The organism is Zavarzinia compransoris (assembly GCF_003173055.1).
GTDB classification, from domain to species: domain Bacteria; phylum Pseudomonadota; class Alphaproteobacteria; order Zavarziniales; family Zavarziniaceae; genus Zavarzinia; species Zavarzinia compransoris.
The window spans coordinates 214,122-227,156 of sequence record NZ_QGLF01000002.1 but is presented as its reverse complement, the minus strand read 5'-3'; the positions used below and the strand labels follow the sequence as shown (position 1 = coordinate 227,156).

The following is a 13,035-nucleotide window of genomic DNA, read 5'->3' as shown; positions in this document are numbered from 1 at the left end:
GTGACGAGCGGGGTTTGACGGGTCCGGCGCCAGCGCCGGGCCCGTTTCCTTTTTCAGGCATGCAGCGATGAAATTCCTCGATTACGCCAAGATCTATGTGAAGAGCGGCAGCGGCGGCGCCGGCTGCGTCTCGTTCCGGCGCGAGAAGTTCATCGAGTTCGGCGGCCCGGACGGCGGTGACGGCGGCCGCGGCGGCGATGTCGTCATCGAATGCGTGCAGAACCTGAACACCCTGCTGGACTATCGCTACCAGCAGCATTTCAAGGCCGGCACCGGCGTTCACGGCATGGGCAAGGACCGCCACGGCGGCGCCGGCAAGGATATCGTCCTGAAGGTGCCCATGGGCACCCAGATCCTGGACGAGGACGAGCAGGAAATCCTCTACGATTTCACCAAGGCGGGCGAGAGGATCGTGCTGGCCAAGGGCGGCAACGGCGGCTTCGGCAACGCCCATTTCAAGGGCCCGGGCAACCAGGCGCCGCGCCACGCCAATCCCGGCCAGCCGGGCATCGAGATGACGGTCATTCTCCGCCTGAAGCTGATTGCCGACGCCGGCCTGATCGGCCTGCCCAATGCCGGGAAATCGACCTTCCTCGCCGCCACCTCGCGGGCGCGGCCCAAGATCGCCGACTATCCCTTCACCACCCTGAAGCCGCAGCTCGGCGTCGTCGCCGTCGACGGCGAGGAATTCGTGCTGGCCGACCTGCCCGGCCTGATCGAGGGCGCCTCGGAAGGCATCGGCCTGGGCGCCCAGTTCCTGGCCCATGTCGAGCGCTGCAACGTGCTGATCCACCTCGTCGACGGCACCCAGGACGACCCGCAGGCGGCCTATCGCATGATCCGCCGCGAATTGCGCTATTACGGCGAGGGCCTGATCGAGAAGCCCGAGATCATCGCCCTGAACAAATGCGATTCCCTGTCCCCGGACGAGATCGAGGCCAAGGCCGCGGCCATCGCCCGCTCCGCCCGGAAGTCGCGGAAGGCGATCCATGTGATCTCGGGCCAGACCGGCCAGGGCGTCACCGACCTGCTGCGCGCCGCCATCGGCCCGGTCCGCGACCGCCGGGCCGAGGAAGCCTTCGAAAACCGCACAGAACATGCCCCAACGCCGCCGGAGGGCTGGCGACCGTGACGCTTCGGACCCGTTGACCCGATCCGAAGCATCACCGAAGGGGCAGCCCCCATGAGCATCGCCGAACCGAATTCCGAGAGCCGTTCCAGCGCCGAGCGCCTGCGCGCCGCCACCCGCATCGTGGTGAAGATCGGTTCCGCCCTCCTGGTCGACCAGGGCAGCGGCAAGCTGCGCCGCCAGTGGCTGGAGGGCGTCGCCGCCGACATCGCCGCGATCAAGACGCGCGGCCAGGATACGGTCATCGTCTCGTCCGGCGCCATCGCGCTTGGCCGCCGGCACCTGGGCCTGCCCAAGGGGCCCTTGCCGCTCGAGGAAAAGCAGGCGGCGGCGGCCGTCGGCCAGATCCGCCTGACCCATGCCTGGCAGGAAGTGCTGGGCGAGCACGGCCTGACCACGGCGCAAGTCCTGCTGACCCTGGACGACACCGAGAACCGCCGGCGTTACCTGAACGGGCGCAGCACCATGGCGACGCTGCTGAAGCTGGGCGCGGTCCCGGTGATCAACGAGAACGACACGGTCGCCACCTCGGAAATCCGCTATGGCGACAACGACCGGCTGGCGGCCCGGGTGGCGGAACTGACTTCGGCCGATTGCCTGGTCCTGCTGTCGGATATCGACGGCCTCTATACCGCCAACCCGAATACCGATGCCACGGCCCGGCGCCTGGACATCGTCACCGGCATCACGCCCGAGATCGAGGCGATGGCGGGCGAGCCGGTTTCGGGTGTCGGCTCCGGCGGCATGATCACCAAGGTGGAGGCGGGGCGCATCGCGCTGGCCGCCGGCTGTTCCATGGTGATCAGCGCCGGCCATGTCGAACGGCCGATCTCGGCGCTGGAGGCGGGCGCCCCCTGCACCTGGTTCCTGGCCGACCGCAGCCCGCGCCAGGCGCGCAAGATGTGGATCGGCGGCAGCCTGGGCCCCAAGGGCCGGCTGATGGTCGATGCGGGCGCGGCCCGGGCGCTGGCCCAGGGCAAGAGCCTGCTGCCCGCCGGCGTGCGCACGGTCGAGGGCGAGTTCAACCGGGGCGATGCGGTCGTCGTCGTCGGGCCCGACGGGCGGGCGCTGGGCCGGGGCCTGATCGCCTATTCGTCCGAGGATGCCCGCGCCATCGCCGGGCACAAATCCGGTGAAATAGAGACCCTCCTCGGCTACCGTGGCCGGGACGAAATGATCCACCGCGACGACCTCGCGATCGATGGCTGACGACGATGCGTGACGCGACCCTGGCGAAAGCCGCCGAGACCGAGCCCCTGGATGCGACCACCCTGGTCGCCGGCATGGCGGCCGAGGCCCGCAAGGCCGCCCGCCTTCTGGCCGCCCTGCCGGCCGAGGTGAAGACGGCGGCGCTGCGGGCGGCGGGCGGGGCGATCCGCGCCGCCGCGCCGGCGATCCTGGCCGCCAATGCGCTCGACCTCGAACGCGGGCGGGCGCTCGGCCTCGGCCCCGCCCTGCTCGACCGCCTGCTGCTCGATCCCGGGCGGATCGAGGGCATCGCCCGGGGGGTGGAGGCGGTCGCCGACATCGCCGACCCGGTGAACACCGTCGCCGCCGAATGGGACCGGCCGAACGGCCTGCACATCCAGCGCCTGCGCGTGCCCATCGGCGTCATCGGCATCATCTATGAAAGCCGGCCCAATGTGACCGCGGATGCCGGCGCGCTCTGCGTCCGGTCGGGCAATGCGGTGATCCTGCGCGGCGGTTCGGAAGCGCTGAATTCGTCGCGCGCCATTCATGCCGCCTTCGTCGCCGGCCTGGCCGCCGCGGGCGTGCCGGCGGCGGCGGTGCAACTCGTTCCCGTCGCCGACCGGGCCGTGGTCGGCGCCCTGCTGGCGGCGCAGAACCTGATCGACGTGATCGTGCCGCGCGGCGGCAAATCGCTGGTCGCCCGCGTCCAGGCGGATGCCCGGGTGCCGGTGCTGGCCCATCTCGACGGCAACAACCACACCTATGTCGACGGCGCCGCCGATCCCGACAAGGCGCTGGCCATCGTCCGCAATGCCAAGCTGCGCCGCACCGGCGTCTGCGGCGCGACCGAGACCGTGCTCGTCGATGCCGGGGCGCGGGGCCAGCTCGGCGCCATCGTCGCCATGCTGCTCGATGCCGGCTGCGAGGTGCGGGGCGATGCCGCCGCCCGCGCCGCCGATCCCCGGGTGGTGCCGGCGACTGACGCTGACTGGGACACGGAATATCTCGATGCCGTCGTCGCGGTGAAGCTGGTGGACGGCGTCGACGGCGCGATCGCGCATATCGAGCGCCACGGCAGCCATCACACCGACGCCATCGTGACCGAGGATGCGGCGGCGGCGGACCGTTTCGTCGCCGGCGTCGACAGCGCCATCGTCGCCGTCAATGCCTCGACCCAATTCGCCGACGGCGGCGAATTCGGCTTCGGCGCCGAGATCGGCATTTCGACCGGCCGGCTGCATGCGCGCGGCCCGGTGGGGGCGGAACAGCTCACCACCATGAAATATGTCCTGCGCGGGACGGGCCAGACCCGGCCTTGAACGCACAGGATCTGGCAACGGGGGCGCGGATCGGGACCGCCGGCAGCACCGGCGGCCTGACCGTCGGCCTGTTCGGCGGCTCGTTCAACCCCGCCCATGACGGCCACCTGGACCTCAGCCTCGCCGCGCTCCGGGCGCTTGGCCTCGATCAGGTGTGGTGGCTGGTCTCGCCGCAGAACCCGCTGAAATCGGCGAACGACATGGCGCCCCAGGCCGCGCGCCTGGCCTCCGCCCGGGCGGTGATCGCCGGCCATCCCCGCCTGCTCGCCACCACCCTCGAAAGCACGCTCGGCACCGTCTATACGGCGGAGACCCTGCGGACCCTGAAGCGGCGCTTTCCGCGCCTGTCCTTCGTCTGGCTGATGGGGGCGGACAATCTCGCCACCATCCACCGCTGGCGGCATTGGCGGCACATCTTCCACGACGTGCCGGTTGCCGTCTTCGACCGCCCGACCTATGCTCTGGCCGCATTGGGCGGACCGGCCGCGCACCGCTTTGCCGACGTGCGCCTGAACGGCCCGGCCCTTCGGCACTTGAAAACGGCGCAGCCCCCCGCCTGGGGGTTCGTGCCCATGAAATTGAACCCGACATCCGCCACCGCCATCCGGGCCGCCCGCCGCCCGGCGGCATCGGACCCCGGCCCTTGAGGAGGACCTGATCCTGGCCCCGCGCAAGAAGACGACGGAAGACGCCGCCGTCCCCGAAGAAAAGAAGAAGACCACGCGAAAGACCGCGGCCGCCCCGGCGGCCGAGACCGACGCGCCCCTGAAGAAGAAGCCGGCGAAGAAGCTGAAGGCGGACGCCGAACCCGAGGCCGAGGCCGAGGCGCCGCCCGCGGAAAAGCCAAAGCGCAGCCGCGCCAAAAAGGTCGAGGCGGCGCCGGTCGAGGAAGCCCCCCCCGAGGAAGCTCCCGCCGAGGCGGCGCCGAAGCCGAAGCGCGTGCGCCTGAAGAAGGCGGAGGCCGTCCTCGTCACCGTCGACCTGGAGGCGGAGCGGAAGACGCCGGCGAAGAAGGCGAAGCCGAAGAAGAAGACGGCCGAGACGGCGGAAATCGCCCGCGCCCTGCTCGACCTCGTGGTGAAGACGCTGGACGACAACAAGGCGGAAGAAATCCTGACCATCGATCTGGCCGGCAAGTCTTCGATTGCCGATTTCATGGTCATCGCCAACGGCCGCTCGAACCGGCAGGTCACGGCCCTGGCGGATTACGTCGTCAAGGCGGTGGACGAGGCGAAGCTGGGCCCGGCCCGGACCGAGGGCAAGTCGGGCGGCGACTGGGTGCTGATCGACCTGAACGACGTCATCGTCCACCTGTTCCGCCCGGAAGTGCGCGAGTTCTACAAGCTGGAGAAAATGTGGCAGGCGGATTTCCGCCCGGACAGCGAGTGATCCCGCGCGCGACATGCTGGGCCTGAAGCTCGCCATCGTCGCGGTCGGCCGCTTCGGCGCCAAGGACCCGGAACGCCTGCTGTTCGAGACCTATGCCGCGCGCCTGAAGCCGCCGCTCGAAATGATCGAGGTCGAGGAGCGGCGCCTGACCGGCGCCGCCCGCCAGAAGCGCGAGGGCGAATTGCTGCTGGGCGCGGTGCCGGCCGGCGCCGCCATCGTCGCCATGGACGGGCGCGGCGAGGTGCTGTCGTCCGAGGCGCTGGCGGCAAGGCTGGACCGCTTCCGCGATCAGGGCGTCGGCCGGCTCGCCTTTCTCATCGGCGGCGCCGACGGGCACGACGAGCCTGTTCGCAGCCGGGCCGCATTCTGCTATTCCTTCGGCGCTGCGACATGGCCCCACCTGATGGTCCGTGCCATGCTGGCAGAGCAACTGTACCGCGCGGGCACCATCCTCGACGGGCATCCTTATCATCGGGCCTGAGATCGCAAGACACGAGAGCTCAGGGCCTGAGTTAATTCTCTGTTCGTCCTTTTTCGCCAAGGTTAGAGCCATGACCGACGCCACCCTTCCCGTAACCGCCAAGAAGCCCGTCGTGCTGTGCATCCTGGACGGCTGGGGCTGGCGCGAGGGCGGCGAAGACAATGCGATCGCCAAGGCGCGGACCCCGAACTGGCGCCGCCTGCTGGAGCTTTGCCCGCGCAGCCTGATCCGGACCTCGGGCCTTGCGGTCGGCCTGCCGGACGGGCAGATGGGCAATTCCGAGGTCGGCCACATGAACCTGGGCGGCGGCCGGGTGGTGATGCAGGACCTGCCGCGCATCGACCAGGCGGTGGCCGACGGCTCGCTGGCGGAAAACGCCGTGCTGCTGAAGGTGATCGAGGCGACCCGGGCGAGCGGCGGTGTCCTCCATATCCTCGGCCTGCTTTCGCCCGGCGGCGTCCATTCGCACCAGGATCACATGGCCGGCCTGGTCAAGATCGCCGCCAGTCATGGCGTCAAGGTCGTCGTCCACGGCTTTCTCGACGGCCGCGACACGCCGCCGAAAAGCGCCCTCGACTTCCTGGCCGCTTTCGAGGCCGGGCTGGACGGGATCGCCGGCTGGAGCTTCGGCACCCTGACCGGCCGCTATTTCGCCATGGACCGCGACAAGCGCTGGGAGCGGGTGAATGCCGCCTTCTCGGCCCTGGTCGACGGGCAGGGCGCCGGCGCCCCCTCGGCGCGGGAGGCGATCGAAGCCTCCTATGCCGCCGGTATCACCGATGAATTCGTCAAGCCGGCGGCGATCGGCCATTACCGCGGCATGCAGGACGGCGACGGCCTGGTGATGGCCAATTTCCGCGCCGACCGGGCGCGCGAGATCCTGGTCGCCCTGCTCGACGCCACGTTCGACGGGTTCGAGCGGCCGCACCTGCCGAAATTCGCCGGCGTCGCCGGCATGGTCGAATATTCGAGCCAGCTGAACGGCCTGATCCCCGCGATCTTCCCCGCCGAGCGGGTGGAGGATCCGCTGGGCGCCGTGGTCGCCAAGGCGGGCAAGCGCCAATTGCGCATCGCCGAGACCGAGAAATACGCCCATGTCACCTTCTTCTTCAACGGCGGCGAGGAAACCGTCTTCGAAGGCGAGGACCGCATCCTGGTGCCGAGCCCGAAGGTCGCGACCTATGACCTCGACCCCGCCATGTCGGCCCATGAGGTGACGGACAAGCTGGTCGCCGCGATCGAGGGCAAGACCTACGACCTGATCGTGGTCAATTACGCCAACCCGGACATGGTGGGCCATACCGGCATCATGGCGGCGGCGATCCAGGCGGTGGAGACCATCGACACCTGCCTGGGCCGGCTGTCGGCCGCGGTCGAGGCGGCGGGCGGGGTCATGCTGGTGACCGCCGACCACGGCAACATCGAACAGATGTACGACCCGGAAACCGACGGCGCCTATACCGCCCATACCACCAACCTGGTGCCGGCCCTGCTGTTCAACGCCGGCGCCGGCCTTGCCCTGGCGGACGGCCGCCTGGCCGACATCGCCCCCACCCTGCTGCCCTTCCTCGGGATCGCGCAGCCGGCGGCGATGACCGGTCATTCCCTGCTCGCCCAGGCACCGGCCGCCGCCGTGTCGGACCGCCGTGCCAGCGCCTGACGGCTTCATAGACGGACGTCGCAACGCCCCGGCGAAGGCCGGGGCCTTTCCCCCCTTCATGCTGACCGGGGCGCTGGTCCTCGGCCTGGCGCTGCCGGCCGCGGGCCAGCAGGCCGACCCCGAGAACCTGCGTGCGGTCCAGGCGGAACTCGACGCGGCACGCCGCCGCCAGGCCGAGGCGGCCGGCGAACAGGCACGCCTGGCCGCCGAGATCGAGCGCCTGCGCGACCAATTGGTGCAGCGCGCCGCCGTCCTGCGCCAGCGCGAGGGCGAGGCGGACGCCCTGGAACGCCGCCTGGCCGAACTCGGCGCCTCGGAAGCGGAGAAGCTGGCGGCCCTGGCCGATCGCCGCGCCGCCCTGTCGCGCCTGCTCGGCGCCTTGACCCGCCTGTCGCGGCGCCCGCCGGTGCTTTTGATGGCGCGGCGCCAGAATGCCCTCGAAATCGCCCATACCGGCACGGTGCTGCGCGATCTTGTGCCCGAGCTGCGCAGCCGGGCCCATGCCCTGTCGCGGGAATTGAACGGCCTGACGGCGCTGCGCGCCCGTCTCGCCGCGGACCGGGCCGCGCTCGATGCGACACTGGCGGCCCTCGCCCTCGAACGGGGCGAGATCGACCGCCTGCTGGCGAAGAAGGCCGAGGACGGCAAGCGCCTCGCCACCCTGGTCCAGGCCGAATCGAAGCGGGTGGACGAACTCGCGGCCAAGGCGAAATCGATCGAAGACCTGATCGCCGCAGTCGAAAAGGCCCGGCGCGAGCGCGAGGCGGCGGAGGCGGCGGCAAACGCCCGCCGCGCCGCCGAACTGGCGGCGGCCGAGACCGCCGCCCGCCGCCCCGGCCAGGAAGCGGTGGCGGCGGAAGCCCCGGCCACCCCGGCCGCGGCCCCGCGCCCCGCGGTCATGGCCCGTTTCGCCAGCCTGAAGGGCAAATTGCCCTGGCCGGCGGCGGGCGAGATCACCACCCGATTCGGCGATCGCCAGGCCAACGGCCTGACTGCCAAGGGCTTTCGCATCGCCACCCGCGCCGGCGCGCGGGTCACGGCGCCGGCGGCGGGCGACGTTGCGTTCGCCGCGCCCTTTTCAGGCTATGGGCAGCTCTTGATCCTGTCGCAAGGCGACGGGTATCATCTCCTCCTTGCGGGGATGGAGCGGATCGACGTGACCGTCGGGCAGAAGGTATTGGCTGGTGAGCCGGTCGGTCAGATGGAAGGTGCCGAACAAGGCACCCGGCCGGTTCTCTATGTCGAGCTAAGGCACAATGGCGAGCCGGTGGATCTGACCCCCTGGCTCGGCCCCGGTGCGACCAAGGTAAGCGGATGATGCGAATGAATCGAGCAGTCGTGGCCTTCCTCGCGTTCGCGGCGGGCGCAGTCGTGCCCTTCGTGGTCCAGGCCGCCGGATCGGCGGAAACCTATCGCCAGCTCAACCTGTTCGGCGATGTCTACGAACGGGTGAAGAGCGATTACGTCGACGAGGTGACCGACGAGAAACTCGTCGAAGCCGCGATCAACGGCATGCTCACCTCCCTCGACCCGCATTCGAGCTATATGAACGCCAAGGCGTTCGGCGACATGCAGGTGCAGACGCGGGGCGAGTTCGGCGGCCTCGGCATCGAGGTGACGATGGAGAACGGCTTCGTCAAGGTGGTCTCGCCCATCGACGACACGCCCGCCTCCCGCGCCGGGCTGAAGACCGGCGACTTCATCATCGCCCTCGACGGCAAGGAGATCCTCGGCCTCACGCTGCAAGAGGCGGTCGAGCGGATGCGCGGCCCGGTCGATTCGAAGATCGTGATCTCGATCAAGCGCGACGGCATCGCCAAGCCCTTCGACGTCACCCTGACCCGCGCCATCATCAAGATCCGCGCCGTCCGCTCGCGCCGCGAGGGCGACGTGATCTATGTCCGCGTCACCCAGTTCAACGAACAGGTCGACGCCGGCGTGAAGAAGGCCATCGCCGACCTCACCCGCGAGATCGGGGCGGACAAGGTCCAGGGCGTGATTCTCGACCTGCGCAACAATCCGGGCGGCCTGCTCGACCAGGCGGTGGCGATTTCCGACGAATTCCTGAACCGGGGCGAGATCGTCTCGACCCGCGGGCGGAAGCCGGACGATGTCTCGCGCTACAGCGCCACCCGCGGCGACCTCGCCGAGGGCAAGCCGGTGATCGTGCTGATCAACGGCGGCTCGGCCTCCGCCTCGGAAATCGTCGCCGGCGCGCTGCAGGACCACAAGCGGGCGGTGATCCTGGGCACCCGGTCCTTCGGCAAGGGCTCGGTCCAGACCATCATCCCGCTGCCGAACCAGGGGGCGCTGCGCCTGACCACCGCGCGCTACTACACGCCGTCCGGCCGCTCGATCCAGGCCAAGGGCATCGATCCCGACCGTCTGGTCACCCAGCCCCCGCCCGACGGCGCCAAGCCGGAAGACGCGCCCCAGCTCCGCTCCGAGGCCGACCTGCCGAACCATCTCCAGGGCGAAGGCGAGGGCGAGAATGCCGCCCCGCGCAGCGCCGAGGAAATCCCCGAGGACCGCGCCAAGGACGAGCAGCTGAAGCAGGCCCTGGCCTTGCTGCCCACCCTCAAGGTGGTCGACGGCAAGATCGCCAACTGAGGCGGGCCGCGAGTCGATGGCCGCCGGTGACGCGCGGAACCGGACCAGGCGCCGCCTGCCGCTGCTGCCCTTTGCCGTCCTCGGCACCGCGGCCGTCTTCGGCGGCCTGATCGCCTGGGCCGCGTTCAGCGGCGACGCGACCCCCGGGCCCGGCGTCAGCGCCGCCCTGCCGCCGCCGGCAAGACCGGCGGCGACGCCCGCCGCTGTAGCCGAAACCGCGCCCCCGGAAACTGCGCCCCCGGACCCGCCCAAGGCGGAGGCGGAGGCCGCGACCCCGCCAGCGCCGGCGGCGGAGCAAATCCTCCCCGTGCCCGAAGCGCCGGCGCAGGCCGCGCCGCCCGCGGCGGCGGAACATCACGGCGTGCCCGCCCCGGCCCCGGCCGCCGAATCCCCATCGCCCGCCTCAACGTCGCCGGCCCACGCATCGCCGGCGCCAACGTCGCCGGCCCCTTCGTCACCGACCGCGGTTTCGCCCCCAGCCGCGTCGCCCCCTGCCGCGTCTGCCCCTGCCGCGTCGCCCCCTGCCGCGTCGGCCCCCGCCGCATCGACCCCCGACACGCCGACCTCGGCGATCACCGCCCTGACGCCCGCGCCCGATCCCCTGCTGGTGCAGGCCGGGCGGGACGGCGGCCTGCCGGTGATCGGGCCGGACGGGCGCCAGCCCTGGCGCGTCTATGCCCGCCCGTTCCGGGACATCACGGCCCGGCCGCGCATCGCCATCGTCGTCGCCGGCCTCGGCCTGCGGGAATCGACCTCGGTCGAGGCGATCGAGAAACTGCCGCCGGACATCACCCTGGCCTTCACGCCCTATGCCCGGAACCTCGACCAATGGTCGATGCGGACCCGCGCCGCCGGCCATGAATTCCTGATCCAGGTGCCGATGGAGCCGATCGACTTCCCGACCAGCGATCCCGGCCCCAAGGCGCTGATGACCGCGCTGTCCGCCGCCGACAACAAGTCGCGCCTGGAATGGACGCTGGGCCGCACCACCGGCTATATCGGGGTCATGACCTATATGGGCTCGCGCTATACCGCCGACAGCGCGGCCATGGCCGAAACCGCGAAGCAATTGCGCGCCCGCGGCCTGATGATCCTGGACAGCCGCACGGCCGACAATTCGGCGATCCCGGCGGTCGCCCGGCCCCTGGGCCTGCCGACCGCGACCGCCGTCCGCTTCATCGACGCGACCCCGACCCGCGCCGCCGTCGACGGCCGGCTGGCCGAACTGGAACGGTTCGCGCGCCAGAACGGCACCGCCATCGGCATCGCCGCCGATTACCCGGGCTCGATCGAACGGATCGCCGCCTGGGCCGCGACCCTGCCCGAGAAAGGCTTGGTCCTGGCCCCGGTCAGCGCGCTCGCCGATACGGTCGACGCGCCATGATCCTTGCCCCTTCGTCCTTTCCCGTACCTGTCGAGTAGCCTTCATGGATATTTCCGCCCTGCCTTACCGGCCTTGCGTCGGCATCATGCTGATCAACCCGGCCGGTCTCGTCTTCGTCGGCCAGCGGCTGGACAATCTGGTCGAAGCCTGGCAGATGCCCCAGGGCGGCATCGACAAGGGCGAGGAACCGGCGGAAGCCGCCTTCCGCGAACTGGGCGAGGAAACCGGCACCACCAAGGCCGAGATCATCGCCGAATCCGCCGACTGGCTGACCTACGACCTGCCGGCCGAACTGGTGCCCCAGGTCTGGAAGGGGCGCTATCGCGGCCAGCGCCAGAAGTGGTATGCAATGCGTTTCACCGGGACCGACGCCGACATCAATATCGAAACCAGGCATCCGGAATTCGCCGCCTGGCGCTGGGCCCCGCACCGCGACCTGCCGGGGCTGATCGTGCCCTTCAAGCGCGCCCTCTATGAAGCGGTGGTGGCGGAATTCGCCCCCCTGTTCGCGGCGTAAGGGACCGGCACCATGACCAAGGATGGACACTGTCGCGGCCAGATGATGCTGATCCACGGCGCTTTCAGCGCCGGCTGGGCGATGGAGGGCTGGGCGGGCGCCATGGCGGCGCGCGGCTGGCAGACCCATTGCCCCGACCTGCTGCATCACGACACGCCGCCCCACGGCCGCCCGCACCACGACCTCGGCCGCACCAGCCTGGTCGACTATGCCGACGACCTGGCGAAGAAGATCAAGGCGCTGCCGGAAAAGCCGGTGCTGGTCGGCCATTCCATGGGCGGCCTCGTCGCCCAGATGCTGGCCGGGCGCGGCCTGGCCCGGGCCATCGTCCTGCTGGCGCCGAGCCCGCCCTGGGGCGTCATTCCCTCGACCGATTTCGAGATCCTGTCGGCGGTCGGCATGGTGGCGACGCTGGGCGTGTTCTGGGACGGGCCGATCCACCCGGTCTACCGGGTCGCCGCCGATCACACCCTGAACCGCCTGCCCCGCGAGGAGCGGCGCGCGACCTTCGCCCGCTTCGTGCCCGAATCCGGCCGCGCCGTGTTCGAGATCATGCATTCGGTCTGGGACATGCGCCGGGCCAGCCGGGTCGAGCCCTGGACGGTGAAATGCCCGGTGCTGGCCCTCGCCGGCAGCGCCGACCGGGTGAATTCCGCCCGCACCGTGCAGCGCATCGCCGCGCGCTACCGCGACAATGCGGGCGGCAGCACCTTCCGCCTCTACGACGGTTTCAGCCATTGGATGCTGTCCGAGCCCGGCTGGCAGGAAATGGCGGCGGAAACGGCGGATTGGCTCGATACCGTGGTGCCTTGATGCCCTTCGCCCGCAGCCTGCCGGCCGCCCTCGTCCTGGCGGCGGCGACCCTGCCCCTTCATGCCCTGCCCTTTTGCGCCCTGACGGCCGCCCGGGCCGATATCCCGCCGCCGCCGCCGGCCAATGTCGCCGACGGCACCCAGCCGGGCGACGAACTGCCCCCGGCCGCGGCCCAGGGCCTGGTCGCGCCCGGCGAGTTGGACGGCTCGTGGCGCGTGGTGCTGGACGACGGGCGCGACATGCCGCTCGTCACCCTCGACATCGCCCATGCCGCGGGCGAGGCGCGGGCGGCCGGCGTCTTCACCGCCCTGCCCGGCCTGTGCCCGGCGCCCGCCGACGGCGCCTGCGACTGGGACGGTGCCACCGGCGAGATTACGGACGTCGTGCTGATCGACGGCGGCGTCACCATCAGCTTCAATCCCGGCGCCGAGATCGGCGACGAGCAGAACCTGCGCCTCACCCCCGCCGCCGACGGCACCTGGCGCGGCACGCTGGTCGGCAAGCCGCCGCGCAGGGTGGTGATGGTCCGCCCGCCGGAATAG

13 protein-coding genes are annotated in these 13,035 nt (G+C 70.8%); all 13 read left to right on the top strand.

Annotated features, from left to right (window positions below; genetic code table 11):
• The first annotated feature begins 67 nt into the window (after window positions 1-67).
• The 13 genes from obgE (at window position 68) to DKG75_RS06795 (ending at window position 13,035) form a co-directional block, all read left to right on the top strand.
• The gene (obgE, locus tag DKG75_RS06855; protein ID WP_109920355.1) at window positions 68-1,132 is read left to right on the top strand and encodes a GTPase ObgE; all 1,065 of its coding nucleotides are present in this window, start codon (window positions 68-70) and stop codon (window positions 1,130-1,132) included.
• Window positions 1,133-1,183: 51 nt separating this feature from the next.
• Entirely contained in the window at window positions 1,184-2,338 is a 1,155-nt protein-coding gene (proB, locus tag DKG75_RS06850; protein ID WP_109920354.1) for a glutamate 5-kinase, read from the top strand.
• Between the two features lie 20 nt (window positions 2,339-2,358).
• Window positions 2,359-3,639: a glutamate-5-semialdehyde dehydrogenase gene (locus tag DKG75_RS06845; RefSeq protein ID WP_425086485.1), complete on the top strand. Its 1,281-nt coding sequence runs from the start codon at window positions 2,359-2,361 to the stop codon at window positions 3,637-3,639.
• Window positions 3,636-4,286 (top strand): nicotinate-nucleotide adenylyltransferase, encoded by a 651-nt coding sequence (locus DKG75_RS06840; protein ID WP_243746523.1) that lies wholly within the window; start codon window positions 3,636-3,638, stop codon window positions 4,284-4,286. The genes DKG75_RS06845 and DKG75_RS06840 overlap by 4 nt, the downstream gene beginning before the upstream one ends.
• Before the next feature lie 292 nt (window positions 4,287-4,578).
• The gene (gene rsfS / locus DKG75_RS06835; protein ID WP_109920352.1) at window positions 4,579-5,028 is read left to right on the top strand and encodes a ribosome silencing factor; all 450 of its coding nucleotides are present in this window, start codon (window positions 4,579-4,581) and stop codon (window positions 5,026-5,028) included.
• Between the two features lie 13 nt (window positions 5,029-5,041).
• Entirely contained in the window at window positions 5,042-5,509 is a 468-nt protein-coding gene (locus DKG75_RS06830; RefSeq protein WP_341809843.1) for a 23S rRNA (pseudouridine(1915)-N(3))-methyltransferase RlmH, read from the top strand.
• 70 nt (window positions 5,510-5,579) lie between these two features.
• On the top strand, window positions 5,580-7,169 hold the full coding sequence (gene gpmI, locus DKG75_RS06825) for a 2,3-bisphosphoglycerate-independent phosphoglycerate mutase (RefSeq protein WP_109920351.1): 1,590 nt from the start codon (window positions 5,580-5,582) through the stop codon (window positions 7,167-7,169).
• 58 nt (window positions 7,170-7,227) lie between these two features.
• Window positions 7,228-8,487 (top strand): murein hydrolase activator EnvC family protein, encoded by a 1,260-nt coding sequence (locus tag DKG75_RS06820; protein ID WP_109920350.1) that lies wholly within the window; start codon window positions 7,228-7,230, stop codon window positions 8,485-8,487.
• Window positions 8,488-8,492: 5 nt separating this feature from the next.
• On the top strand, window positions 8,493-9,779 hold the full coding sequence (locus DKG75_RS06815) for a S41 family peptidase (RefSeq protein ID WP_109920349.1): 1,287 nt from the start codon (window positions 8,493-8,495) through the stop codon (window positions 9,777-9,779).
• Between the two features lie 16 nt (window positions 9,780-9,795).
• Window positions 9,796-11,163 (top strand): divergent polysaccharide deacetylase family protein, encoded by a 1,368-nt coding sequence (locus DKG75_RS23725; protein ID WP_109920348.1) that lies wholly within the window; start codon window positions 9,796-9,798, stop codon window positions 11,161-11,163.
• Window positions 11,164-11,206: 43 nt separating this feature from the next.
• On the top strand, window positions 11,207-11,680 hold the full coding sequence (locus DKG75_RS06805; protein ID WP_109920347.1) for an RNA pyrophosphohydrolase: 474 nt from the start codon (window positions 11,207-11,209) through the stop codon (window positions 11,678-11,680).
• Window positions 11,681-11,692: 12 nt separating this feature from the next.
• Complete coding sequence (locus DKG75_RS06800; RefSeq protein WP_109920346.1) at window positions 11,693-12,493, top strand: alpha/beta hydrolase; 801 nt, start codon at window positions 11,693-11,695, stop codon at window positions 12,491-12,493.
• On the top strand, window positions 12,493-13,035 hold the full coding sequence (locus DKG75_RS06795; RefSeq protein WP_109920345.1) for a hypothetical protein: 543 nt from the start codon (window positions 12,493-12,495) through the stop codon (window positions 13,033-13,035). Before DKG75_RS06800 ends, DKG75_RS06795 begins: the two co-directional genes overlap by 1 nt.